Origin of the sequence: Bacillus spizizenii TU-B-10 (assembly GCF_000227465.1) — a bacterium.
Lineage (GTDB): Bacteria > Bacillota > Bacilli > Bacillales > Bacillaceae > Bacillus > Bacillus spizizenii.
Genome location: NC_016047.1, coordinates 2,227,434 through 2,249,459 on the forward strand (window position 1 = coordinate 2,227,434; position 22,026 = coordinate 2,249,459).

Consider the following 22,026-nt stretch of genomic DNA (forward strand, 5'->3'; position numbering starts at 1 on the left):
ATCAAGTAAGCAGCCAATCTAAATCTATTTATTGTCTGAAAGCAAATCACAATGTGAAAACAAACGGATTACAACTTCACAAGAGGAGGAATTCACATGCCATTATTACGTTTTGATTTAATTGAAGGCCGTGACGAAAAATCACTGCAATTATTATTAGATACTGCCCACCAAGCAATGGTCGAAGCGTTTGGTGTTCCGGAAAGAGACCGTTATCAAATTGTCCATCAGCATCCCGAAAATGAGCTTATTATCCAGGATACAGGATTAGGGTTTCAAAGAAGCAAAGATCTAGTCATCATCAGTATGACAAGCAAAACAAGAACAGAAAGCCAAAAGGAAAAATTGTATGCCCTGCTGGCTGAAAAGCTAGAAGCAGAATGCGGTATTTCCCCAGAAGACCTAATGGTTTCCATTACCGAGAATGGTGGCGCAGACTGGAGTTTCGGACTCGGTGAGGCGCAATTTTTGAATGGAAAACTATAAAATAATGAAACATAGTAAAAAGAGAGCTTCAGCAGAGGCTCTCTCTTTTATTCTCTCATTTCTTTTTGACAAAAGCGGAAATCATCAGAACGAAAACAGCCAGCAAGAAGAGGTATAACGGAGTGATCCAAATTTGGTGGATAGAGCCTAGATCTCCTTTTTTACATCCAGTTTCGATGCCAATGTAATTCCAATGGAAGCTGACCGGGTTTAAATATAAAATTTCAGAATTCATTCTGACAAATATAAAAAGTCATGTAAACGGTATGAACCACCCCTTACATGACTTTATCATTGAAACATAGGCTCGTTCCCCGACGCCCTTTCCTTATTTCTCTTCTTCGCACACTGTGTCACCGGGCTCGCAAAATTGGTCGGCCCATGCCTGCATCTCTTGGAATACAGCTTGAAGCGCTGTTCCTTTTTCAGTCAGCGTGTAGATGACTTTGACCGGCGTTTCAGGGAGAACCTGCCGTTCGACGATCTCGTTTTGTTCAAGCTCCTTAAGGCGCTCTGCGAGCATTTTTTGGCTGATCATCGGAATTGTTTCCGTTATCTCTTTAAACCGTTTCGGCCCATCCATAAGCACATGGATGATCAGACCGTTCCATCGTTTTCCCAACAATGAGAAAGCGGATTCCATTTTAGGGCACATTGTATTTCCCACAAGTTCTCATCCCTTCATCTATTGATTGACATGTATTCAATGATCCATTACAATAATCTTTCAAGTTACATTTAGTAAGCTTCTAACTTTTCTATTATCATACCACGTTTATCCGAAGGAGGAAACACTATGACGAATACTCTGGATGTTTTAAAAGCACGTGCATCTGTAAAGGAATATGATACAAATGCCCCGATCTCTAAAGAGGAGCTTACCGAGCTATTGGACCTTGCCGTTAAAGCGCCTTCAGCTTGGAACCTTCAGCATTGGCATTTCACTGTATTTCACAGCGATGAATCAAAAGCAACGCTTCTTCCTATAGCGTATAATCAAAAACAAATCGTTGAGTCTTCTGCTGTTGTTGCCATTTTAGGCGATTTAAAAGCAAATGAAAACGGTGAAGAAGTTTACGCTGAATTAGCAAGCCAAGGCTATATTACAGATGAAATCAAACAAACATTGCTCGGCCAAATCAACGGTGCCTACCAAAGCGAGCAATTCGCACGTGATTCCGCTTTCTTAAATGCTTCTTTAGCAGCTATGCAGCTTATGATTGCCGCAAAAGCAAAAGGTTATGACACTTGCGCAATCGGCGGATTTAACAAAGAGCAGTTCCAAAAGCAATTTGATATCAGTGAGCGCTATGTACCGGTTATGCTTATTTCAATCGGAAAAGCAGTGAAACCTGCTCATCAAAGCAATCGTTTACCGCTTTCAAAAGTGTCAACTTGGCTGTAAGGATATGAAAAAACCTTAGTCCGAATTACGGACTAAGGTTTTTTTAAACAATCGCATCTTTGTACCATTTACGAGCCTGTTCAGCTTCATGCTGAGTCAGCTGATGGCCCCCATCCTGCCAGTAAACGGAGGCTGATGCCCCGCTGTCACGTAAATAGCGGTGAAGCTCTTCTGATTCTTCCTTCGTGCAGAGAGGGTCGTATTTCCCGGCACCGATAAAAACAGGGAGTCCAGTCATATCAGGTAGCTTGATACCGCGAATCGGAACCATCGGATGATGCAGAATAGCCCCTTTTAAAACATCTTTATAATGGAAAAGAAGGCTTGCCGCAATATTTGCGCCGTTTGAATAACCGACCGCAATCACTCGGCCGCGGTCAAATTGATGCGTTTCTGCAGCCTCATCGATAAAATTTTTCAATTCCCTTGTGCGCTCCACGAGGTCCTTTTCATCAAAGACACCTTCACTCAGGCGTTTGAAAAATCGCGGCATTCCATTTTCAAGCACCGATCCTCTAACACCAAGCAAATGGGCATGAGGGTCTATAAACCGTCCTAATGAAAGCAGATCGTGTTCATTTCCGCCAGTGCCATGTAACAGCAAAAGCACATTGTCAGATGTCCCTTTTTCATAAATATACTTCATTGTAAAATCCCCTTTCTAAAGTTCAGGCAAAATGTCTGTAATTTGTTGTCTATGTTTCTCCAGCCATTCAGGCAGTTTTAATGAGGTTCCCAGCTCATCAAACGTTTCATCTGTCATAAAGCCAGGTTCATCTGTGGCGATTTCAAATAAGATACCGCCTTTTTCCCTGAAATAAATGGATGTAAAGTATTCTCTGTCAAGGATTTCTGACGAAGGAAGATGGTTTTCCGCAATAATCGGCAGCCAATTCGCCTGTTCCTCTTTTGTTGTCCGAAACGCTACATGGTGTACCGTGCCATAACCTCCTACCCCTCTTTTTTCAGGGTGTAGATGCACGTCAATGACGCCACCAATGGTCGCTGAGGATGTCAATCTGACAATCTGGCCTTCTTCCGCCGCTTTGGTGTATCCAAAGCTTTCCGTTAACAATTGAATGGTCGCCTGCGGGTCATAGGAATACAGCAGCACGCCTTTCATTCCCGTAATCGCTTCATATTGTGAAATGCCGTCAGGCGTCCACTCGCTTTTCTCGCTTTTCCCGCTTTTCGCATCCTCCATAATCGCTAGCGGAAGGTCTTCCGTATCATCAAAAATAAGACCCTTTTCACCGAATAACGTTTTCTCCTCTAAGTTCAACCCGTTTTTCTCAAGACGTTCCTTCCAAAAAGACAGGGAGCCCTTAGGAACTGAAAAGTACACCCGGCCCGCTTGGCCTTTGCCTACCGTTCCCTGTCCGCTTCCTTGGAACGGAAAAAAGGTCATAATTGTACCGGGATCTCCATTTTGATTCCCGAAGTAAAAATGATACGTTCCGGGATCATCAAAGTTTACTGTTTTTTTAACAAGCCGCAGCCCGAGCACTTCTGTATAAAATCGCAAGTTTTCTTGCGGATCTCTGGCAAATGCTGTGACATGGTGCAATCCTTCTGTTTTCATTTTCCCACTCCTATTTATCTCGATTTCAAGATATTTATTATTTTAAACCTTTATTGAAGAGGATGCAAACCATGTGTTTTGATTAAATAATTGAAAAAATCATTTTTTTCTAATAATTATCTTGTGATCTTTTCTTACAACTGCTATTATAGTGAGCATTATCATGATTCAGGAGGAAAGTAAATGGTTAAAAAAGCACTTATTGTTATTCTCATTCTTTTGCCATTCGTTCAGCTTGCGCTATTGCCGCTTGTGAATCGAATTGAACCGATTATTTTCGGCCTTCCGTTTTTCCACTTTTGGCTGCTGCTGTGGATTATCATTACGCCGTTATGCTCGTTTGGCATTTACCAGATGCAAAAAAAAGATGGAGGACTTGAATAATGCAAGGGAATCTGACTGCACTTCTCATTACAGCTATTATCGTTTTAACCGTTGTCTGTATCGGGTTTCTCGCCGGAAGAGACAAATCCTCACGCACTTCGGTGGAAGAATGGTCTGTCGGCGGCAGACGCTTCGGCGGTCTTCTCGTCTGGTTTTTAGTAGGCGCCGACCTCTATACGGCCTATACTTTCTTAGGGTTAACCAGTACTGCTTTTACAGGCGGAAGTGTTGCATTTTTCGCCATTCCTTATTCTGTCTTGGCCTACTTTATCGCCTACTTCTTCCTGCCGAAACTTTGGAAAGTTGCGAAAATTCACAAATTAACAACACTCGCAGATTACGCACGGGAACGTTTTGACAGTAAGCTTTTAGCAAGCCTTGTTGCCATCGTCGGTGTGCTCATGCTTATTCCGTACATATGCCTTCAGCTGAGCGGCATTCAAGATACGCTCCAAGTTGCCGGCACCGGGTATATTAACGTAAAATTCGTTGTCATCATCTCATTTATTCTTGTTGCTCTTTACACGTTTTTCAGCGGGATTAAAGGGCCTACCTTTACAGCCATCATTAAAGACATTTTAGTATGGGTTATTATGCTGTTTATGGTGGTGTCCCTCCCTCTCATTCATTTTAACGGCTGGACACCAATGATTGACACGTTAGTGAAGGAAGCGCCGCAAATGCTGACGATACCGGCAGAAGGGCCAAAAGGCATTCCTTGGTTTATCACAGCATCTATTGTTTCCGCCCTGGCACTTTTTATGTGGGCACATGCCGCTACAGGAGTTTTCACAGCGAAAAGCGCCGATGCAGTAAGAAAAAACAGCATGTTTTTGCCGCTTTATAACATTGTGTTAATTTTGGTCATTTTTCTTGGCTTTATCGCCTTTCTTGTCCTGCCGGAAGATACAAACCCAAGACTGGCGCTGCTGCATTTGATTCAAACATCTTACGGCGGCGTGGCACAAGGTTTTGCATATGCCACGATCGCTCTTGCTTCTTTGATTCCTTGTTCCATCATGGCAATCGGGGCATCAAATTTGTTCGCCAATAACTTGTACCGCGATTTGATTCATCCGAATGTGTCTCAAAGCAAGCTGACCCTTATCACACGTTCAATGGTGTTTGTTGTCATCGGCCTTGCGCTTCTGTTTGGAATGCTGTTCCCGACTGCCTTAGTGACACTTCAGCTATTAGGTGTATCAGGCATGGTGCAAATCTTCCCGGCAATTGCTGTCAGCCTATTCTGGAAGCATCAAACGAAAGAAGCGACGGTTATCGGATTATTAGTCGGCCTTGCAGTAACGTTTATTGTGTATACCACTCAATCCGCACATGGCATTTATGAAGGGTTCTGGGGATTGGCTGCCAACATCATCGCTGTGGTTATTCTGAATCCGCTGTTCGTCAAGAAGGCAGGATCCAATCCTGTCATTGAAGGTTTATTTGGTAAAAAACAAGACGCTGACCCGAATCAAAAGGGTGCATAAAAAACCATACGCGGTAGCCGCGTATGGTTTTTTTACATTTCTTTTTTCAGTGTTTCAATTGCCTTCTCCATTTGCGTATCATTATTTGCGAGCTTCTTTTGAAGTTCTGTCATTAATTTCGTTGTTGTATCACCAGTCAGTACACCTGTTTCTTTCAGCTTCTCTTTTTTCTGGAACTGTTTAACCACAGATACAAAATCCTGGTCATACGTACTGTTAACCTTTACCTTGTAGCCAAGTGCTTTGAACATTTTCTGAGCTACTTTGACGTTTGTGCCTGAATCACCTGATTTGTACGTTTTATCCGCGTCCAAATACGGCAGCTTCGCGTAATCAGGCAGCTCTGCTTTCACTTGAGGCTTGATGCCTTTTTTGTGAATCCATTCACCGTCGGCAGTCAGCCATTTGGCGACTGTCAGTTTGACGGTAGAGCCATCATCATATTCTTTTGCTGTTTGAACCGTGCCTTTGCCAAATGTCGTTTCGCCGATTATCGGTATGCCTGACGATTCATGAAGGGCAGCGGCCATAATTTCCGCGGCGCTGGCTGTGCCGTCATTTACTAAAACAACAGTCGGCTTGGTCACTTTTCGATCTTTTTCGGCCTTCATGACTTCTTTTGAACCGTTTTTGTATTCAACCTGCATGATGTTTTTCCCTTTATCAATAAACAGGTTGCTCATCGTAATCGCCTGGTCCATTAAGCCGCCCGGGTTGCCCCTCAAGTCTAAAATATAGCCTTTGGCGCCTTTTTTCTCTAAACTGTCAATCGCATCTGTCAGCTCTTTAGCAGTTGTTTCAGAGAAAGAAGTGATTTGGATTTCGCCGATGTTGTTGTCTTTCATCTCGGAATAGACGGTTTCTACAGGAATGGTATCGCGCTTAATGGAAAGATCGATATTTCCAACTCCCGCTCTGTTCAGCTCAAGCTTCACTTTTGTGCCCTTTTTGCCTCGGATTAAAGCGACGGCTTCATTTACATTCATGCCTTTAACGCTTTTTCCGTTCACCTTTAGGATTTGGTCCTTCGGTTTGATTCCGGCTTTTTCAGCAGGTGAACCTTTAATTGGCGACACAATAAGGATTTCTCCGTCTTTCTCCTCTACTTGGGCTCCGATTCCTTCAAAGGATGCAGAAATCGTCTCGTCGAATGATTTTGCTGCCTCTTGATCCATATATGTGGAATACGGATCATCCAGAGATTGAATCATTCCTTTAATTGCTCCGTCTACTAATTTGTCATCATCTGTTTTTTGGTAATAATCACTTTTGATTTGCTCATACGCTTTATTTAATTTGTCGAACTTGCTGTCTCCCATGCTTGCTGATGTTTGGCCTAGGATGCTGGAATTGCCCGTAATAAATAAAGTAAGCGCCGAAGCGACAACCGCAGTGATCAGCACAATAAAAAACAGTTTTAATTGCCGTTTCAATTAAACACCACCTTTTTCTTCTTACAATATTATCATGGACGAATACTTATTCGTCAACTCGGAGCAGAAATGAAAGAGAAACGCCCTTCTTTCGCTTTTCATAAACCTATGTCTCTATACGACATATGATAAAGAAAAAGGAGGATTTGATATTGAGCCGATATTTAGAAATGCTGTCCTTATTCGGTGTCGCAGGAGCACATCCAGGTGGGCTCGCTTTTTCAAAAGCGGTCTTGCAAAAGGCTGCGCCCTCCCCGAATCAGCCGATTCTTGATGCCGGATGCGGAATAGGCCAAACTGCGGCTTATTTAGGACATTTGCTGTATCCTGTAACAGTCGTTGATAAAGACCCTATCATGCTTGAGAAAGCAAAAAAAAGATTTGCAAATGAAGGGCTTGCCATCCCTGCATATCAGGCGGAGCTGGAACACCTCCCGTTTTCTTCTGAGTCCTTTTCCTGCGTCCTGTCAGAATCGGTCCTCAGTTTTTCCCATCTGACATCCTCTCTTCAAGAAATTTCAAGAGTATTGAAGCCCGGCGGGATGCTGATTGGTATAGAAGCAGCTTTAAAAAAACCGATGCCCCCCACAGAAAAACAGCAAATGATGGATTTCTACGGCTTTACTTGTTTACATGAAGAAACCGAGTGGCATAAAACTCTGAAGTCTTATGGCTTTCAAAGTACTAAAGCGATAACACTACTCCCGGATGACATGGAATTTGAGCCAACGACAGAAATGGATTTATCGCAAACGATTGCTCCTATTTATTACGATACGCTTCAAACACATTATGAACTCATGCAGATATATAGTAAGTATATGGGTCATTGTATCTTTATCGCGTATAAGTAAAACGGCGTATCGCCCCCTGTTTTCGTCCAACCTTTTTTCCCTATCTATCATATGCTGATAGAAAGTCAGTTTAGGAGGGAAACAATATTGGAGAGATATTACCATCTTTGCCGAAACCATCAAGGTAAAGTCGTCAGAATTACAGAGAGAGGCGGAAGAGTTCACGTCGGCAGAATTACCCGTGTCACGAGAGACAAAGTTTATATAGCTCCGACCGGCGCAGGGCCAAGAGGCTTCGGTTACGGATATTGGGGCGGTTATTGGGGATATGGAGCAGCTTACGGTATTTCCCTCGGTTTAATTGCAGGAGTGGCTCTGGCTGGTTTATTCTTCTGGTAAGCATAGAATAAATATCTGATCAATTGCTAGATTCACCAGACACAATGAAGCCCGCTTATCAATTGTAAGCGGGCTTTCTCTTTTAGATTTTCTTCACTTTTTCAAAGTATTCTTCGAGCGTTAAATCATTATCTTGCATGACCTTTGCGGCCTTTTTGCCTACATAACGCAGGTGCCATGGCTCATATTCATATTTCGTGATATCCTCTTTATTTTTCGGATAGCGAATGATAAAGCCATATTTATAAGCATTGTCCTGTACCCATTTTCCGTCGGCCGTGCTTCCGAACGCTTCATTTAGCTCAAAGCCATTGCTCCGGCTTGAAATGTCCATCGCAAGGCCTGTTTGGTGCTCGCTTTCACCCGGGTAAGCGACCGCTTCCTTTGCCTTCTTTTCCCCTTTTAGGCTTACTTCATTGTCAAAAATGACTTTCTGTCTATCGTACGAACGGTACCCCGAGACAGCTGCCAATTCATAGCCTTCCTTTTTCGCAGCATCGAACATCGTTTTTAATGCGTCGGCCGCTTCCTTTCTGATGTAACGCTTTTGAATCTTTTCTTCAAAAGAAAACTCTACATCAGGTATGACTAGATCGCTAGGTTCATAGTTTCCGGGCAGTGCGTATTGTTTATTGACAAGCGCGAGTATATTTTCTGGATTTTGAATGGTTTCCAGACCGTCTACTTTTTTAGTTTCATTGAAATATTTGCTTTCCAATGAAAACTCACTGTCTTGAGTGTTTGTTTTTTTGCTCTCAGTTGTTTTTTGATCTGTTTGTTTTGTTTCTGCTGTGGTTTTCGTATCCTTTTGAGCATCTCCATTCGACATGCTGCAGCCGGCTCCGACTATTGCCGTTACACTCAGAGCAGCAGCCAGTGAGAACCATTTACCGGACTTTTTCATATTACATTACCTTCCTTTTATCAATCGTTTCCGTATTCACAAAGAAGAGGCTGCCGGCACCCAGCACGCCTCTTGATTTATTTTATTGTGATACGGAATGTAAAGCCACTTCTATCATATCATGAAAAGTAGTTTGACGCTCTTCCGCTGTTGTTTCTTCTCCTGTTAATACGTGATCACTCACGGTGAGGATTGACAGCGCTTTTCTTCCGTGCTTCGCTGCTAATGTATACAATGCAGTTGTTTCCATTTCAACGCCCAGCACACCGTATTTTGCAAGCTTTTCGATTTGCGAATCGTCGTTGTAGAACTGGTCAGCTGTAAATACGCTTCCTACCGCCACAGGGACGCCTTTATCTTTTGCAGCATCATAGGCATTTTTTAAAAGCTCGAAATCTGCGCAAGGCGCAAAATCAATGCTTCCGAAAGCGACTCTGTTCATTTGTGAATCAGTTGAGGAGGTCATCGCCAAAATGACGTCTCGCACTTTGACATCTTTACGGATAGCGCCACAAGAACCTACTCTTATTAGATTTTGCACGTCATAGCTTTGAATTAATTCATTCACATAAATTGAAATAGACGGAACGCCCATTCCCGTGCCTTGCACGGAGATTTTTTTGCCTTTATATGTACCCGTAAATCCATACATGCCTCTGACTTCATTGTAGCATTCTACATTTTCAAGATACGTTTCAGCAATAAATTTTGCTCTGAGAGGATCTCCCGGCAAAAGCACTGTGTCCGCAATCTGTCCTTTTTCAGCACCTATATGTACACTCATCTCATATCCTCCTGTAAATCTAAATTATCATCCAGTCCGTTCATTTTACAACGAATGTCATGATGTGACAAACTTCAGCATTGATTATAAAGGAATCTGGCGAAAAAAGAAATGTTCCAAGGCCGTTTGGGCACTTCCTGAGAAAAACGGGATAATCGAGGTGTTTATTTGAAAACCTAACCGCAGGAAGGAGGGATGAGACATGGGTAAAAAACAGCGCAACCGGATCACCGGCCAAAAAAAGAACAATCATATACCCGCAAAAGATGTAATTGCAGCTGAAGAGGCGCACGGGAAAGAGTATTCCGCGGCCAAACGCAAGCCTTAAACTGCAGAAAACTGCGGAAATCCGCAGTTTTCTTTTCATTATGTCGTTTGTACAATTAGACGATTAATTTTCCTCCATCCGGCAGGAAGCAGCTTGTAATATGTTTTCCCTTTTCTGCCTTCATCAATCAAAATCACGTCCCCTGTGGCCATAAATCTCGCATCATAATCACTTGGAACGGTGTCAAATACATTAAATAAAGAGAATGCTCTTTTCAGTACGTCTTGATGATCGCTCCCGTTGAGTTCAGTTCGATAGACGGCTCTGTAGCCCTTTTTTTCGCCAAATCGGGGTGTCTGAAATATTGTCACGTCATAGGAACAAGACTTCTTTTTAAACACGGATAACATCATCAAGATCCCCTCCCTTTTATTTCTTTAACATATTGGCGTTTTTGTCACGTTTTCCTCTCTCTATTTTTGTCGAAACCGCTCCATCTTTTCGTCAAAACCTTTTACTAGGAAAAACAGCAGCAAACCAAGACTAAAGCCTCCTAACACGTCGGTTACAAAATGAACCCCAAGATAGACTCTGCTTATGCCGACCAAAACTGTAATTAAACCGGCTATGGTATATACTATTTTTTTATGTTTGGACAAAAATGGGAGGTGTTTCACTAAAAAGTAGGCAATGACAGGATAGACACAGGCAGCATTCATGGAATGGCCGCTCGGAAAGCTGAAGGATGATTCATGAACCAGTGGTGCAAAATCAGGCCTCACTCGTTCGATCCATTCTTTTAAGACTTTGTTTAACAGCCGATCCGCACCGAATACCAAGAGCATCCAAAGGCCGTCCCATGTTTTTCTGTAAAAAAACAGACCCGCTCCAATGATCACGATAAGAGGGAGCAGAATAGAAGAAGCACCAAGCTGTGTTATCCCTGTCATGACATCATTAAGCCATGGCTGACGGATCAAAACAGCTGCCTTGCTTATCGCTTCATCCGCTGATTGAACAGCATTTGTATGAATGGCCACAGCTAGAAAAAGAAAGAAAAGAAACAGACTAACGGGCTTGTACAACAATTTAACCACCTCGATTTTCACAGAAGTCATAGATCACGAATAATAAAACCGGAGCTGATCGCTCCGGTTTTAAACCTCAATCATCTTCATCCAGCTCTTCATCTATCATACATTTTTCTATCAAATAATCAAAGGTAATATCAGCGATTTCAAACAGCTCATCCTCACTCGGTATGTAGCCCCGTCTTGCAAGCTCTCTGTAAAAAAATTCAGCGATTTCTTCCGTATCAATCACAAGATCTATTTCTTTCATCTCCGTACCGCCTCCTTTTTTATGTTTTATGAAAAAACAGGCTGAATTATACCCGGTGTTCTAAACAATTCTTTCAGTCATATACATTGAATAAAAAAACTAGCCATGGGAGGCTGACACAATGATTGCTAAAATGATGGAAGCACTGGACGGAGAAAGATTTGATATCATAATGGAAAAAACGCTCAAAGGAATGACGCATGTGATGATTTGGGGCTGTCTTCCTTATTTTTTATATGTCTTGATCCGTATGTTCACAAACTAACTGAAATGCTCTTTTAAACTTTCCAGAACAAACATCATCATATCTTTATATTCTTCATCTCGAAACATTTCGTACAGAATTTTGTAATCATTATAAATATCCAGAAGTTCATCAACAATTGATACAGCAAGGATGTGAAGGGTATCTTGATCTTCATCATCGCCTTCAAACTGAAGAAGAGCAGACGATGCGATATCTTCGCCGATCTCATGGCCAGTTTCTCCGACATAGTGGACAAACAAAAGCTGGTGGACAAACTGGTCCATTTCATATTTTCTCAGCACCAGTGTGAGATCCTCTTCCTCCGTTTCAAGCCACTCTCCATCCTTTAAACGGGTCAGCTCATAAATGATATCTTCCCAGCCATCTTCTAAATATCTCCAAATTTCTGTTCTGTGGCCGATAATGCGAAAGAGTTCTTTTCCATAATCTTTTACATAAACAACGTCCCCAATAAGGAATTCATACTCTATATCAAGCTTTTCCATGTCGACAATGACACCCTCATAATCTTTATAAAGCTGAATGGACGATTCAAAGTATAAGACTTCATTATGATTCACTTCATAAAGATAGTGTTTATCAATTTGGTGTACTTTTGTGATGGTGCCGACTGTTCCATACATAATGACGACTACGATATCCCCTACTTGGAATTTCGGTTTATTTTGCTTCATGGTGTCTCCCCCTCGCCGCAACATTTCTCATACGCTATCGTATGCCGGGTGACGCCAATTCGCATGGGCATGAAAACCAAAGGAAATATCCAATTATGGTATGGGTGAGGACATAAAAAAATCCGCAGTAATCTGCGGATGAAACAGCTATTATCTGCCGTGCACTTCAGCCTCGTATTGATCCCAAGCTTCATCAAACGTCGCCATCGTGTGAAGATAATCAGCGTTCAGCTCCAAATATGAACTGATTTCATGATAATCGGTTGAGGTTTTCGGGAAGCTGTGATCCTCATACGCCTGATTGGCAAATTCACTGATGTCGTCCTTCGGCTTCGGGTGTCTATATTTCAATAAGTAATGATAAAAGGATTTCATGGGTTTCCCCTCCTGGTGTCTGTCTTTTGTTGTTCTATTATACAGTTCAAGTGTAAAATTACAACAAAAGAATAACGAAACATCATTCAGGAGAAGTCAAAATAGTTGCGTTTCAGAATCCTTTCTGTCTCCATGAGCTGCTGATACGTCAGGCTTTCAGGCAGTTTTTTTGTTTGAATCAAAAGCAGCTGATCCTCAATCTCCTTAATCGTGGCTTCCTCTTGATAGGTCATTCCGCAGGAAGCACACACCATGGCGGGAGTGTCTGTCAGTTCTATAGCTCTTGTTCCGTCAGGGAGCTCCCAGTACACCGTGTTCCTGCCGGATACCGCTTCAAGCTCGCCGCACCATTCGCATGCTTTCATGAAGAATCGCCTCCGATTTCAGCCTCTCTCTGTTTTTTCTGCTGTGCCAAAAATTTCTTTTCTTTTAGCTGGTCTCTTTTCTCACGCCGGTCTTTTAATGTTTCATGCTCGGGATTCGATGTGTAGGCCTCTCTCCTTTTGATTCTGGCTACATTTTCCGGTGTAAATGATACCTCTTTGTCAGCAAAAATAGCACTGAGCCCGATCGGCTCCTTTTTGTCAGCGATTTCAGGGAAAACGGACTCAAAATAGGCGTCGGCCTGGTTAGGGATATAATTCTCCGGTTCCGGATATGACGTAATCACACCTTCAAAATTTCTTAAGATGACTTTGTCAGGGCTTTGCGACAGTACATAGTTTGGCTGCAGGGCGATTTTCCCCCCGCCGCCTGGTGCGTCAACGACAAAGGTAGGAACCGCGTAGCCTGAGGTATGGCCTCGCAGCCCTTCAATAATCTCCAAACCTTTGGAAACAGGAGCTCTGAAATGCCCAATGCCCTCTGACAGATCACATTGATAAATATAATACGGACGGACCCTGATTTTTACCAAGTCGTGCATGAGCTTTTTCATGATGGGAACGGAATCATTAATACCGGCTAACACGACGGCCTGATTTCCGACCGGCACTCCTGCGTTCACCAGTTTTTCACAGGCCTCAACTGATTCCTCTGTCATTTCGATGCTAGTGTTGAAATGGGTGTTCAGCCAGACCGGATGATATTTTTTCAAAATCTCGCATAGCTGATCGGTGATGCGCTGCGGAAAGACGACCGGCGCCCTTGTTCCGATTCTGATTACTTCCAGATGCGGAATGCTGCGCAGCTCTTTTAAAATGTATTCTAAAATTTGGTCATTGATTAGCAGTCCGTCACCGCCTGAAATTAAACAATCGCGGATTTCGGGTGTTTCCCGGATATAAGCAATTGCAGCATCAAGCTGTTTTTTAGGGACTCCCATTCCGATTTGTCCGGAAAAACGCCTTCTTGTGCAGTAGCGGCAGTACATGGAACATTGATTGGTGACAAGAAACAGCACACGGTCGGGATAGCGGTGTGTCAGGCCGGGTACCGGTGAATCTTCATCCTCATGGAGGGGGTCTTCCAGATCGTATTTTGTTTTGTGCATTTCTTCAGAAAGCGGTACAGACTGCATGCGGACCGGGCATCTCGGGTTATCGGGATCCATTAAAGAAGCATAGTAAGGTGTAATATTTAAGGGGATCGTTTTGGTTGAGATTCTGACGCCTTCCTCTTCATCCTCGGTCAAATTGATGACTTTTTTCAAATCATCTAACGTTCTTACCGTATGTGTAAGCTGCCAAAGCCAATCGTTCCATTTCTCTTCCGGAACGTCCTTCCATAACTCTATCTCCTTCCAATGCCGTTTCGGTTTATACCATTTGCTTTCCAAATGAATTCCTCCTCGTGCATCATTTTGACTTACAGGTGCTTGCACCAAATATTCATGTTTTCAAGACCTTCCGCTATATAGCAATTATTGATCAGCCTTCCTCCGTACTGATAACCGGAATGGTACAACACAGCATTCATCCCAAAAGACGCAGCGCGGGCGAGAGAAAATACATGAAAGATATTCTCTTCAGCCATTTCTTTTTCTAATGCCTCGATTAAAAAGCTTGTCAGCGAATGGCCTCGATATTCCGGAAGCACAGCGCAGTCGGTTATTTCTGCATGCCCGAGCTCTGGGTTGATTTCTGCGCTTGCTGCGCTGATCAGGCGGTCATGGTCAAGCATGACATAATACATCGTATTTGTATTCATCGTCTTTTCAATATAAGCAGGGTCAAATACCGGGGTCGGGTACGTGCGAAATACTTTTTTATACAGCATCGATAGCTGGTACATGTCGTTTGTTTCCGCTTTTCTCATCGTAAAGGCGGGTGTATTATCACTGCGGAGGCGAGGTGCTATGCGATATAAAGCTTCGATCATTTCCTGTTCCTCTATATAAGAATGTGTTCGTCTCCGGTTTTCTGTGAGGTAACGGACCATGACACAAGCCGGGTGGCCGAGATAATAGCCCTTAAGAAAACCCTCCGGCACAAACAATTGTTGGGCAAGCACGGCCTCATCATGCTGTTTCGTATAGACGATGATTTTTTCCGCATCCTCTTCTCTTGCCGCTGCCACGATATCAGGCAGAGCCTTCTCAATGGCTCCGTCATAACGAACCACTCTGATTCGTTTATTAAAGCCGTCATGGTCCAGAACTGCTGTAACACCGTTACTCTTTATGGACTTGAGCATCCGCATCCTCCTCGTCTGTATGAAGCCCGCACCAATCCATAACAAAAAGTGCAATAATTTTAGCAGATTCTATCATGGCTTCAACCTCAATGTATTCATTTGCCTGATGAGCCGTTTTTGTTTCCCCAGGACCGAAGACAATCACTGGCGTATCTCCTGCATGGTATAAAAGCCCTCCGTCCGTTCCCCATGGCGAAGCTTCGATGATTGGCTCTGTCTGTTTCGTTTTTTCATAGGCTGATTGCAGCACTGAAATTAAAGGGTGATCATCAGGTAAATCATTCGGCAGCCATTGAGCGCCGAACCATTCTACTGTTACAGGATGGCGTTTAAACCATTCGTCACGGTATTCTAAATCCTTCAGCCAGTTTTCCAATTCAAGTTTTACTGCTTCTGGTTTTTCATGGGGAGCAATTCCGCATCTCCCTTCTATGACGACACGGTCTGCAACTGACGAAGGCCATGCTCCCCCTGAGATGGTGCCGATATTCACTGGTACCGGTATTGGGACATTGTCATACAGCGGATCCGAAATTCTGGCATTGCGCACTTTCTCCAGCTCTTGTATCGCTGTGATCACGTGCACGCTTTTTTCAATTGCGCTTACTCCCTCATAGCGTGTGCCTCCATGTGCCGCTAGCCCCTTCACTGTGATTCGAAACCACATCGAGCCCTGCTGCTTTATAAAAAGTTTCATATTCGTCGGTTCCGGAATCAGCGCACCGTCAGCACGATACCCTCTCATGATGGCAGACAGTGTTCCCGCGCCGCCGCACTCTTCATCTACAACACTTTGAAACAATACATCTCCCTTTAATTTAACATCGCAGGCGTGCAGGGCTTCTAAAGCAAAAAGAAGGGCTGTATTGCCTCCCTTCATATCCGTTGAGCCGCGGCCGTATATTTTACCGTTTTCTTCTACAGCTTGAAACGGTTCATACTTCCAATCCTTTACGCTTCCTTCAGGCACAACATCGATATGACCGTTTAAAATCAGCGACCTGCCCCCGCCCGCTCCCGTTTTTTTTGCAACGATGTTCGGGCTCTCATGAAAATCGGAGCGGTCTGATTTAAAGTAGGGATGCTGTTTTAATTGCTTTAGGCTTGGCTCCCACACGTCAATGTCCATATGAAATTGCCGCAGCTTTTCAAGCACAACAGCTTGGGCGTTAAATTCTGCGCCCAAAGTGCTTTTTTCTCCAACCAGTCTTTTGAGAAGACGAATGGCTTTGGCCGAATGCTGATCAAGCCACCCGATTACTTTTCTCTCAATGTCTTGCATCCTCATTCCCCCTTTTAAGAAAAAGGCATATCTATTTTGATTTCAGCTTCAGTCAGCCTCGTCACCTCGTCGATAGTCGAGCCATTCATCAGCTCTTTTAAAATAAAATGACGTCCATTGACCTCAAGAACGGCTTTTTCAGTAATGATCATATCTACACAGCCTGCTGCGGTTAATGGAAGCGTGCATGTTTCCGTTAATTTAGGCCTTCCCTTTTGATCTGTATGACTCATGACGACAACCACTTTTTTCGCTTTTTGGGCCAGTTCCATCGCACCGCCCATGCCCGGCACCTTTTTTCCCGGGACAAGCCAATTTGCCAAATCGCCTGACTGACTCACCTGTAGGGCGCCTAAAATCGTAATGTCAATTTTGCCTCTTCTGATCATCGCAAAAGACATCGTTGTATCAAAATAAGACGCCCCTTTTACAGCGCGGACAGGATACCCCGCGGCGTTGCACAAATGTTCATCCTCTTCACCCTTTTCAGGGCTTTCACCAATGCCGAGCACACCGTTTTCCGCCTGCAGCATGACCTGCATGTCAGGCGGCAAAAAGTTCGGCACCAAGGATGGGATGCCGATACCGAGATTCACAATCATGCCCGGCTTGATTTCAGAGGCGGCCCGTTTTGCGATCTGTTCTCTCTCTGCTACTCCCAAGCCCATTTCCACTTCACTCCTTCGCTACTCACAACCCCCTCGACAAAAACCCCCGGTGTGACAATCATTTCTTCAGAAATCTCTCCCATCGGGACGATCCGCTCAGCTTCGGCAAAGGTTCTCCTGGCAGCCATTGCCATAAGCGGATTCATATTGCGCGCTGTTTTGTCATACGTTAAATTGCCGAATTCATCGGCAATGTGCGCATTGATGAAAGCAAAATCAGCCGTCAGCGCCTCTTCAACCAAATATCGCTTTCCAGCCACAGACACGATGTCCTTTTCCTCACAAACCATTTGATTATCAATACCGACGTCGGTTAAAATGCCGCCGAGTCCCGATCCGCCGGCGCGAATCCGTTCCGCAAGCGTTCCCTGCGGTGAAAATTGAACCTCTAACGTCCCGTCTGTCATCTGTTTTCCGGCTACAGGATTGGAACCGATATGCGATGCGATCAGAGTTTTGACTCGTTGATTGACAATAAGCGGGCCGACCCCTATTTCCGGGAACCCGGCATCATTGCAAATGACGGTTAAATCCGTTACACCGCTGTCCAATATAGCTTCAATCAATGAAGGAGGCGAGCCGACTCCCCCAAAACCGCCAAACATCAGGACCGATCCGTCCTGAACATCTGCAATTGCTGTTTCGATGCTGATTGTTTTTTGAAATGGCGCCATTTGATTTCAATCCTTTTTCAGTATTTTTTCGACCGCTCCAACTGTTTCTGAAAAAATAGATATCAGCTCTTCAACTTCACCGTCTGAAATGGTAAAAGGAGGAGCAATAATGATAGCATCTCCTTCCCCGCTGTCTATTCCCGCTTTGGCAGGATAGACAATCAGCCCGCGTTTTTTCGCCTCGCCTACAATACGCTGGGTAACCGCCTGCTCTTGAGGAAAAACGTTCTTCGTATTCTTGTCTGCTACAAATTCAACCCCTAATAGCAGTCCTTTTCCGCGCACATCACCAATGATCTCGCTTTGAGACGCTGCCTCAACAAGCTTCTTTTTCAGTACAGCGCCCTTTTTCTCTGATTGCTTGATCAAGCCGTGCTTTAACACATACCGCAAAACTTCAAGAGCGGCTTTGGCTGAATAGGGATGTGCACTATATGTGTGGCCGCTCATAATCACACCGGAGCCTTGTTTTATCGTTTCAATAATCGAATCAGATACAACGGCAGCGGCAATAGGTGCATACCCGGCACCGAGACCCTTTCCCAGTACAGCAATATCAGGAACGGTGTGCCAATGCTCTGTCGCGAGCATCCTTCCCGTTCTTCCAAGCCCTGTCATCACTTCATCTGCAATAAAGAGCACTTCGTGTGTGCGGCATACCTCACTTAATCTCTCATAATATCCCGGAGGCGGAGTAATCGCTGCTCCTGCGGCACCAATAATAGGCTCAGCCACAAAGCCGGCGATAAATTGGCTTCCGATTCTTTTGATCGCAGTTTCCAGTTCATCAGCGGCAGTCTGAACAAAGTTTTCTTCCGTCCCATGATTCCGCCGATAAACATGAGGAGCTGAAATAGCGGGATATCGCTCAATCAGATGGGTGAATCGGTATCTCCTTTCATAGAAACCAGATAATGAAAGCGCTCCCAAAGTTATTCCGTGGTAACTGCTCCACCGAGACAAAAAGATGGATTTTTGTGTTTGCTTTTTTTCCTGCCAGTACTGAATGGCGATTTTCATAGCTGTTTCTATCGCTTCTGATCCGCTGTTGACAAAAAAAGACCAATTCACATTTCCCGGAAGCTCCTGCGCCAAGAGAGCGGCTAATTGCTCGGCAGGCTCGCTCGTAAACTGTGAGCGGTAAGCAAAAGACACTTGATCAAGCTGGTCTTTCAGCTTCTCAGTCACATCACGAACCCCGTGTCCGATATTGCATGTCACTGCACCTGATGAGCCGTCAAGATATCTTTTTCCGGTCTGATCATAAACATATGAACCCTTTGCATAGCTAACCACCGGATAGGCCGAACTAAGCTCCGGCTTAATCAAATAACTGCTCATGCTCCCACCTCAAAAACCCTTTTGATATATTGTATGAGTGTCCAAATTGGGGCATGACGTTCCCCGCAAAAACTTTTTCACACAAAAAGAGCCTTCCTGACCGGAAAGGCTCCTTTGAATTTCAACATTTAGCAAATGAAAGCGGCTCCGACAATAATTAATAAAATGAACAAGACAACAATCAATACAAACGTATTGGTCCCGCAACCAAATCCGTAACCGTATCCAGAGTATCCATACATGTTGTTTTCATCCTTTCTTATCACGATATACGGCATTTTATGCGGGCCAAGTCCCAAATGGTTTGTGCAAACGCCTATTTCATGTAAGGAAATAATGAAAAACAGTATGCACCCGCTCATATTTTTTAAATGTCAGCTTTTCGTAAAAATGGGTTGCGCCGTCAGTGCTTGTAGCCACTAAATAGGCTGCTTCCATTCCTAATGATTTGGCGATGGACAGCATTTCTTTTACTAAGATACTGCCATAGCCCCTCCTTTGAAACTGATCCAAAATTGCCACTTCTTCAATTTTAGCCGTTTTCTCTTGCGAATGAATGAACAGCTCGCCGCACCCAATAGGAATCTTCTGTGCCTGGTCGCTGTAACAAACAACAAGGATGATCGTACCCGATTCGTAAAAATGATATTTTCTTTTTAATTTTTGTTCAGCGATCGCTTCTCCAATATAAATGGAATCATAAATCTTCATGATAGAAGAGCCATCGCTAAGGCTTTTTGCCGTTCCCCATGCCGTTAACGGATGTCCCATCTGCCCCTTCCAGTCACTAAGCTTCATGTCATATAACAGCTCATCCTCGACGACAAACCCGCTTTTGACAAGTGATTGCTTCAAACCGAGCGGAAAAACATGCTGCGGCGACGCTTTTAAATGGAGATAATTCGCTTCAAGCAGCTTTGGTACGGAGGGCAAAAAGTCCAGTAACCGTTCCAACGGAAACGTATCATGGAGCTGAACAAAGTTATGAGAAAAAATTTGCGGAAGCTTCGGATCTCTGTAAACACTGTAATGATCAAACGATGCCGATTCAGACGTTAACAATATATATTGATGTTCCGTTTTTGAATAATGTCCTGTCATGTACGTCTCCTTTTTATGACCTATACCTTTATTCAGTTGCAATATTCAATTTCTTTATAATCTCATCGTACACCGGATAAAACGGCTTTCCAATTGGAAATTGCTGAATATTTCGGAAAGAAGCGGATATTGGCTTCTGATGTAAAAAGAACTTCCTTGTTACTTGTTCACTAATCGGATGAAAGACGCCGTTTAGAAACAAAAACGGCTCGCGATCTATAAAAAACAGCCTTCGCCCAGGCGGATTTTCGATCCATCCAGATCGTTCCCGCGTAATCGGCAGCCCTTCCGGCAGCGCCTTCAGTTCTTCTTTTTCAATTGTCAGGATGTCTTTTCTTTTAAATTGATAAAATTGAAAAGCATACTGATCCACAATCAGTCTTTTTTTTCCGGCTTCGATATAAAATATTGCAGGATGGTCAGCTTCCTTTACTAAAATGTAATTCGGAATGTTTAAAATTTTTTCAATCCTATATTGGAATAAATACGGGTCTGGAACAGCCACAGTCCGATTTAGATACAAAGAACTCCACCTTTCCCCGACAGGATGTCTTACACCCTGATCAAGAAAATACACATTTTGATCTGATCCTTTTACAAAAGAGCCGTCAATCAAATCGGCGGGCAGAAACCGATATGCATTTTGAAATGAATCGGGGGTTTTATAGGTTGTATCTAATACTTCATTTATCGGCAGAAATGGGGCAAAGTTGTTGATCCTTGCCCAAAAAATTGAGTCACCATGATTCCAATGCTGCATATCATCATCCCAATAGCTTCCATATTTATGTTGAATACGATCAAGTAACGAACGGCGATGCATAACTGAGCAATGATCGACTTGAAAAGCGGCCTGATCTAGCACTGCATTGGCATTTCTATAGAAATGCGAGATTTCCTCTCCCCGTTCGTTTACATGTACAACTTTTTGTTTTGAATAGACAGCCTGTGCTTCAGGCTTATCTAAAAACGTCTGCACCATACGGCTCAGCCGCTCAGGATGATAAACAGTGTCATCGGTGAGATAGGAAATGTAATCGCCGTCAGCAAATGGGAGCGCTGCGTTAATTAATGTGGCATAACGGGTTGTTTTTAATCGTTCTGCAGGATGTATGAAACTATTTTCATAACGAATGCGTTGGTCATGAAGGTACTTGTGAATCACCGCAGTTGTTTCTTCATTAGAATGATCATCCATGATAAAAAGCTCCCAGAGATCATGCGTTTGCTTCATGACACTTTCAATCGCTTTTTGCAGATAATCAGGTTTGTTGTAACTTGTTAAAATAATAGACACTTTCTCTCCCATCTATACAACCCCCCTATCGTCAAACATAAAAACGGCTCCGCAGCAAGCAGAGCCTCTGTCTTCATTTAAAAAGCACCCCAGCTTACAATACTTGAGAGTGCGACATTCGATCTCGTGTGATTTAACGGGTTTTGAAAAATAACCAAATCAGTCAGAACCTCTTTTACGATGACGTTTTGAAGCGTATCTCCATTCGACAGATGAACTGTTGAAACAGGTACGCCAAGCTCTTTTGCAAATACAAGCTGCCGTCTGAGATCAGATGGATTTCCTTCAGAAGATGATTGACGTATGAGCAGAATCAGCAAAAGCAGAATAAAATGCAGTTCATCTTGATTTTCTTCTGGATTCACGTGTTTCTCTAAATCCAAACAATCCCTCTCCCTTATCCTTATACTCTGTTTCACAATATGAACTGACTTTGATTTGT

The 22,026-nt window shown here is 43.5% G+C and carries 30 protein-coding genes and 1 pseudogene; 8 read left to right on the top strand and 23 right to left on the bottom strand.

The window, feature by feature from the left end:
- Nucleotides 1–96 precede the first annotated feature (96 nt).
- On the top strand, nucleotides 97–486 hold the full coding sequence (locus GYO_RS32805) for a tautomerase family protein (RefSeq protein ID WP_041520982.1): 390 nt from the start codon (nucleotides 97–99) through the stop codon (nucleotides 484–486).
- Nucleotides 487–814: 328 nt separating this feature from the next.
- Here the strand turns inward: GYO_RS32805 and yodB are convergent, their stop codons facing one another.
- Entirely contained in the window at nucleotides 815–1,153 is a 339-nt protein-coding gene (gene yodB / locus GYO_RS32810) for a transcriptional regulator YodB (RefSeq protein WP_004399427.1), read from the bottom strand.
- 129 nt (nucleotides 1,154–1,282) lie between these two features.
- On the opposite strand from yodB, the gene GYO_RS32815 reads away from it, so the two are divergent.
- Nucleotides 1,283–1,891 (top strand): nitroreductase family protein, encoded by a 609-nt coding sequence (locus GYO_RS32815; RefSeq protein ID WP_014114104.1) that lies wholly within the window; start codon nucleotides 1,283–1,285, stop codon nucleotides 1,889–1,891.
- 43 nt (nucleotides 1,892–1,934) lie between these two features.
- Here GYO_RS32815 and GYO_RS32820 read toward each other — a convergent pair whose 3' ends face one another.
- Nucleotides 1,935–2,537, bottom strand: a complete 603-nt coding sequence (locus GYO_RS32820; protein ID WP_014114105.1) for an alpha/beta hydrolase — start codon at nucleotides 2,535–2,537, stop codon at nucleotides 1,935–1,937.
- Nucleotides 2,538–2,552: 15 nt separating this feature from the next.
- Nucleotides 2,553–3,473 carry a ring-cleaving dioxygenase gene (locus GYO_RS32825; RefSeq protein WP_014114106.1) on the bottom strand — a complete coding sequence of 307 codons (921 nt, stop codon included), beginning with the start codon at nucleotides 3,471–3,473 and terminating at the stop codon, nucleotides 2,553–2,555.
- Nucleotides 3,474–3,656: 183 nt separating this feature from the next.
- On the opposite strand from GYO_RS32825, the gene GYO_RS32830 reads away from it, so the two are divergent.
- Entirely contained in the window at nucleotides 3,657–3,857 is a 201-nt protein-coding gene (locus GYO_RS32830; RefSeq protein ID WP_014114107.1) for a DUF3311 domain-containing protein, read from the top strand.
- A complete protein-coding gene (locus GYO_RS32835; protein ID WP_003220083.1) occupies nucleotides 3,857–5,347 on the top strand; it encodes a sodium:solute symporter family protein in 1,491 nt (496 codons plus the stop codon). Before GYO_RS32830 ends, GYO_RS32835 begins: the two co-directional genes overlap by 1 nt.
- Nucleotides 5,348–5,379: 32 nt before the next feature.
- Here GYO_RS32835 and ctpA read toward each other — a convergent pair whose 3' ends face one another.
- Nucleotides 5,380–6,780: a carboxy-terminal processing protease CtpA gene (gene ctpA, locus GYO_RS32840; RefSeq protein WP_014114108.1), complete on the bottom strand. Its 1,401-nt coding sequence runs from the start codon at nucleotides 6,778–6,780 to the stop codon at nucleotides 5,380–5,382.
- Nucleotides 6,781–6,932: 152 nt separating this feature from the next.
- On the opposite strand from ctpA, the gene GYO_RS32845 reads away from it, so the two are divergent.
- Nucleotides 6,933–7,634, top strand: coding sequence for a class I SAM-dependent methyltransferase (locus tag GYO_RS32845; protein ID WP_014114109.1), 702 nt, complete (start codon nucleotides 6,933–6,935; stop codon nucleotides 7,632–7,634).
- Nucleotides 7,635–7,721: 87 nt separating this feature from the next.
- Complete coding sequence (locus GYO_RS32850) at nucleotides 7,722–7,973, top strand: KOW domain-containing RNA-binding protein (RefSeq protein ID WP_014114110.1); 252 nt, start codon at nucleotides 7,722–7,724, stop codon at nucleotides 7,971–7,973.
- Between the two features lie 82 nt (nucleotides 7,974–8,055).
- Here GYO_RS32850 and ldcB read toward each other — a convergent pair whose 3' ends face one another.
- Both ldcB and deoD read right to left on the bottom strand, forming a co-directional pair.
- The gene (gene ldcB / locus GYO_RS32855) at nucleotides 8,056–8,877 is read right to left on the bottom strand and encodes an LD-carboxypeptidase LdcB (protein WP_014114111.1); all 822 of its coding nucleotides are present in this window, start codon (nucleotides 8,875–8,877) and stop codon (nucleotides 8,056–8,058) included.
- 82 nt (nucleotides 8,878–8,959) lie between these two features.
- The gene (gene deoD / locus GYO_RS32860; RefSeq protein ID WP_014114112.1) at nucleotides 8,960–9,661 is read right to left on the bottom strand and encodes a purine-nucleoside phosphorylase; all 702 of its coding nucleotides are present in this window, start codon (nucleotides 9,659–9,661) and stop codon (nucleotides 8,960–8,962) included.
- A gap of 202 nt (nucleotides 9,662–9,863) precedes the next feature.
- On the opposite strand from deoD, the gene yoyE reads away from it, so the two are divergent.
- The gene (yoyE, locus tag GYO_RS32865) at nucleotides 9,864–9,989 is read left to right on the top strand and encodes a protein YoyE (RefSeq protein WP_003218142.1); all 126 of its coding nucleotides are present in this window, start codon (nucleotides 9,864–9,866) and stop codon (nucleotides 9,987–9,989) included.
- Between the two features lie 38 nt (nucleotides 9,990–10,027).
- Here yoyE and yodL read toward each other — a convergent pair whose 3' ends face one another.
- The 3 genes from yodL to GYO_RS32880 form a co-directional block, all read right to left on the bottom strand.
- Entirely contained in the window at nucleotides 10,028–10,342 is a 315-nt protein-coding gene (gene yodL, locus GYO_RS32870) for a shape determination protein YodL (protein ID WP_003218144.1), read from the bottom strand.
- A gap of 60 nt (nucleotides 10,343–10,402) precedes the next feature.
- Nucleotides 10,403–11,014, bottom strand: a complete 612-nt coding sequence (gene pgpB / locus GYO_RS32875; protein ID WP_014114113.1) for a phosphatase PAP2 family protein — start codon at nucleotides 11,012–11,014, stop codon at nucleotides 10,403–10,405.
- 79 nt (nucleotides 11,015–11,093) lie between these two features.
- A complete protein-coding gene (locus GYO_RS32880) occupies nucleotides 11,094–11,270 on the bottom strand; it encodes a YozD family protein (protein ID WP_003241581.1) in 177 nt (58 codons plus the stop codon).
- A 121-nt stretch (nucleotides 11,271–11,391) separates the two neighbouring features.
- On the opposite strand from GYO_RS32880, the gene GYO_RS32885 reads away from it, so the two are divergent.
- Nucleotides 11,392–11,535, top strand: coding sequence for a hypothetical protein (locus GYO_RS32885; protein ID WP_003218150.1), 144 nt, complete (start codon nucleotides 11,392–11,394; stop codon nucleotides 11,533–11,535).
- Here the strand turns inward: GYO_RS32885 and yodN are convergent.
- The 14 genes and pseudogenes from yodN to cgeC all read right to left on the bottom strand — a co-directional run bounded on the left by yodN (nucleotide 11,532) and on the right by cgeC (nucleotide 21,967).
- On the bottom strand, nucleotides 11,532–12,212 hold the full coding sequence (yodN, locus tag GYO_RS32890; RefSeq protein ID WP_014114114.1) for a germination protein YodN: 681 nt from the start codon (nucleotides 12,210–12,212) through the stop codon (nucleotides 11,532–11,534). The two genes, GYO_RS32885 and yodN, sit on opposite strands and share 4 nt — an antisense overlap.
- A 150-nt stretch (nucleotides 12,213–12,362) precedes the next feature.
- The gene (locus GYO_RS32900) at nucleotides 12,363–12,587 is read right to left on the bottom strand and encodes a YozE family protein (protein WP_014114115.1); all 225 of its coding nucleotides are present in this window, start codon (nucleotides 12,585–12,587) and stop codon (nucleotides 12,363–12,365) included.
- Nucleotides 12,588–12,673: 86 nt separating this feature from the next.
- Entirely contained in the window at nucleotides 12,674–12,952 is a 279-nt protein-coding gene (locus GYO_RS32905; RefSeq protein ID WP_014114116.1) for a YokU family protein, read from the bottom strand.
- On the bottom strand, nucleotides 12,949–14,364 hold the full coding sequence (kamA, locus tag GYO_RS32910) for a lysine 2,3-aminomutase (RefSeq protein ID WP_014114117.1): 1,416 nt from the start codon (nucleotides 14,362–14,364) through the stop codon (nucleotides 12,949–12,951). Before kamA ends, GYO_RS32905 begins: the two co-directional genes overlap by 4 nt.
- 29 nt (nucleotides 14,365–14,393) lie before the next feature.
- A complete protein-coding gene (gene ablB, locus GYO_RS32915; RefSeq protein WP_014114118.1) occupies nucleotides 14,394–15,221 on the bottom strand; it encodes a putative beta-lysine N-acetyltransferase in 828 nt (275 codons plus the stop codon).
- The gene (locus tag GYO_RS32920; protein WP_072566440.1) at nucleotides 15,199–16,509 is read right to left on the bottom strand and encodes a peptidase; all 1,311 of its coding nucleotides are present in this window, start codon (nucleotides 16,507–16,509) and stop codon (nucleotides 15,199–15,201) included. The genes ablB and GYO_RS32920 overlap by 23 nt, the downstream gene beginning before the upstream one ends.
- A gap of 8 nt (nucleotides 16,510–16,517) precedes the next feature.
- Nucleotides 16,518–17,171, bottom strand: coding sequence for a 3-oxoacid CoA-transferase subunit B (locus GYO_RS32925; protein ID WP_014114120.1), 654 nt, complete (start codon nucleotides 17,169–17,171; stop codon nucleotides 16,518–16,520).
- A complete protein-coding gene (locus GYO_RS32930; protein ID WP_014114121.1) occupies nucleotides 17,156–17,845 on the bottom strand; it encodes a CoA transferase subunit A in 690 nt (229 codons plus the stop codon). Before GYO_RS32930 ends, GYO_RS32925 begins: the two co-directional genes overlap by 16 nt.
- Nucleotides 17,846–17,851: 6 nt before the next feature.
- Nucleotides 17,852–19,186 carry an aspartate aminotransferase family protein gene (locus tag GYO_RS32935; RefSeq protein ID WP_014114122.1) on the bottom strand — a complete coding sequence of 445 codons (1,335 nt, stop codon included), beginning with the start codon at nucleotides 19,184–19,186 and terminating at the stop codon, nucleotides 17,852–17,854.
- Nucleotides 19,167–19,304, bottom strand: a pseudogene (locus GYO_RS43735) (hypothetical protein); the annotation flags it as partial. The gene GYO_RS32935 and the pseudogene GYO_RS43735, both read right to left, overlap by 20 nt.
- A gap of 10 nt (nucleotides 19,305–19,314) precedes the next feature.
- Nucleotides 19,315–19,464 carry a YjcZ family sporulation protein gene (locus GYO_RS44110; RefSeq protein ID WP_371864098.1) on the bottom strand — a complete coding sequence of 50 codons (150 nt, stop codon included), beginning with the start codon at nucleotides 19,462–19,464 and terminating at the stop codon, nucleotides 19,315–19,317.
- Nucleotides 19,465–19,507: 43 nt separating this feature from the next.
- Nucleotides 19,508–20,287, bottom strand: a complete 780-nt coding sequence (gene cgeE / locus GYO_RS32945; RefSeq protein WP_014114123.1) for a spore maturation N-acetyltransferase CgeE — start codon at nucleotides 20,285–20,287, stop codon at nucleotides 19,508–19,510.
- Nucleotides 20,288–20,315: 28 nt separating this feature from the next.
- Nucleotides 20,316–21,596, bottom strand: coding sequence for a spore maturation glycosyltransferase CgeD (cgeD, locus tag GYO_RS32950; protein ID WP_014114124.1), 1,281 nt, complete (start codon nucleotides 21,594–21,596; stop codon nucleotides 20,316–20,318).
- A gap of 65 nt (nucleotides 21,597–21,661) precedes the next feature.
- On the bottom strand, nucleotides 21,662–21,967 hold the full coding sequence (cgeC, locus tag GYO_RS32955) for a spore maturation protein CgeC (RefSeq protein WP_014114125.1): 306 nt from the start codon (nucleotides 21,965–21,967) through the stop codon (nucleotides 21,662–21,664).
- Between the last annotated feature and the right edge of the window lie 59 nt (nucleotides 21,968–22,026).

Coding starts and splice junctions, on each gene's coding strand:
- GYO_RS32805 (WP_041520982.1), top strand. CDS start 97: ATGCCATTATTACGTTTTGATTTAATTGAAGGCCGTGACGAAAAATCA.
- GYO_RS32815 (WP_014114104.1), top strand. CDS start 1,283: ATGACGAATACTCTGGATGTTTTAAAAGCACGTGCATCTGTAAAGGAA.
- GYO_RS32820 (WP_014114105.1), bottom strand. CDS start 2,537: ATGAAGTATATTTATGAAAAAGGGACATCTGACAATGTGCTTTTGCTG.
- GYO_RS32825 (WP_014114106.1), bottom strand. CDS start 3,473: ATGAAAACAGAAGGATTGCACCATGTCACAGCATTTGCCAGAGATCCG.
- GYO_RS32830 (WP_014114107.1), top strand. CDS start 3,657: ATGGTTAAAAAAGCACTTATTGTTATTCTCATTCTTTTGCCATTCGTT.
- GYO_RS32835 (WP_003220083.1), top strand. CDS start 3,857: ATGCAAGGGAATCTGACTGCACTTCTCATTACAGCTATTATCGTTTTA.
- ldcB (WP_014114111.1), bottom strand. CDS start 8,877: ATGAAAAAGTCCGGTAAATGGTTCTCACTGGCTGCTGCTCTGAGTGTA.
- deoD (WP_014114112.1), bottom strand. CDS start 9,661: ATGAGTGTACATATAGGTGCTGAAAAAGGACAGATTGCGGACACAGTG.
- yoyE (WP_003218142.1), top strand. CDS start 9,864: ATGGGTAAAAAACAGCGCAACCGGATCACCGGCCAAAAAAAGAACAAT.
- yodL (WP_003218144.1), bottom strand. CDS start 10,342: ATGATGTTATCCGTGTTTAAAAAGAAGTCTTGTTCCTATGACGTGACA.
- GYO_RS32880 (WP_003241581.1), bottom strand. CDS start 11,270: ATGAAAGAAATAGATCTTGTGATTGATACGGAAGAAATCGCTGAATTT.
- GYO_RS32885 (WP_003218150.1), top strand. CDS start 11,392: ATGATTGCTAAAATGATGGAAGCACTGGACGGAGAAAGATTTGATATC.
- yodN (WP_014114114.1), bottom strand. CDS start 12,212: ATGAAGCAAAATAAACCGAAATTCCAAGTAGGGGATATCGTAGTCGTC.
- GYO_RS32900 (WP_014114115.1), bottom strand. CDS start 12,587: ATGAAATCCTTTTATCATTACTTATTGAAATATAGACACCCGAAGCCG.
- GYO_RS32905 (WP_014114116.1), bottom strand. CDS start 12,952: ATGAAAGCATGCGAATGGTGCGGCGAGCTTGAAGCGGTATCCGGCAGG.
- ablB (WP_014114118.1), bottom strand. CDS start 15,221: ATGCTCAAGTCCATAAAGAGTAACGGTGTTACAGCAGTTCTGGACCAT.
- GYO_RS32920 (WP_072566440.1), bottom strand. CDS start 16,509: ATGAGGATGCAAGACATTGAGAGAAAAGTAATCGGGTGGCTTGATCAG.
- GYO_RS32925 (WP_014114120.1), bottom strand. CDS start 17,171: ATGGGCTTGGGAGTAGCAGAGAGAGAACAGATCGCAAAACGGGCCGCC.
- GYO_RS32930 (WP_014114121.1), bottom strand. CDS start 17,845: ATGGCGCCATTTCAAAAAACAATCAGCATCGAAACAGCAATTGCAGAT.
- GYO_RS32935 (WP_014114122.1), bottom strand. CDS start 19,186: ATGAGCAGTTATTTGATTAAGCCGGAGCTTAGTTCGGCCTATCCGGTG.
- GYO_RS44110 (WP_371864098.1), bottom strand. CDS start 19,464: ATGCCGTATATCGTGATAAGAAAGGATGAAAACAACATGTATGGATAC.
- cgeE (WP_014114123.1), bottom strand. CDS start 20,287: ATGACAGGACATTATTCAAAAACGGAACATCAATATATATTGTTAACG.
- cgeD (WP_014114124.1), bottom strand. CDS start 21,596: ATGGGAGAGAAAGTGTCTATTATTTTAACAAGTTACAACAAACCTGAT.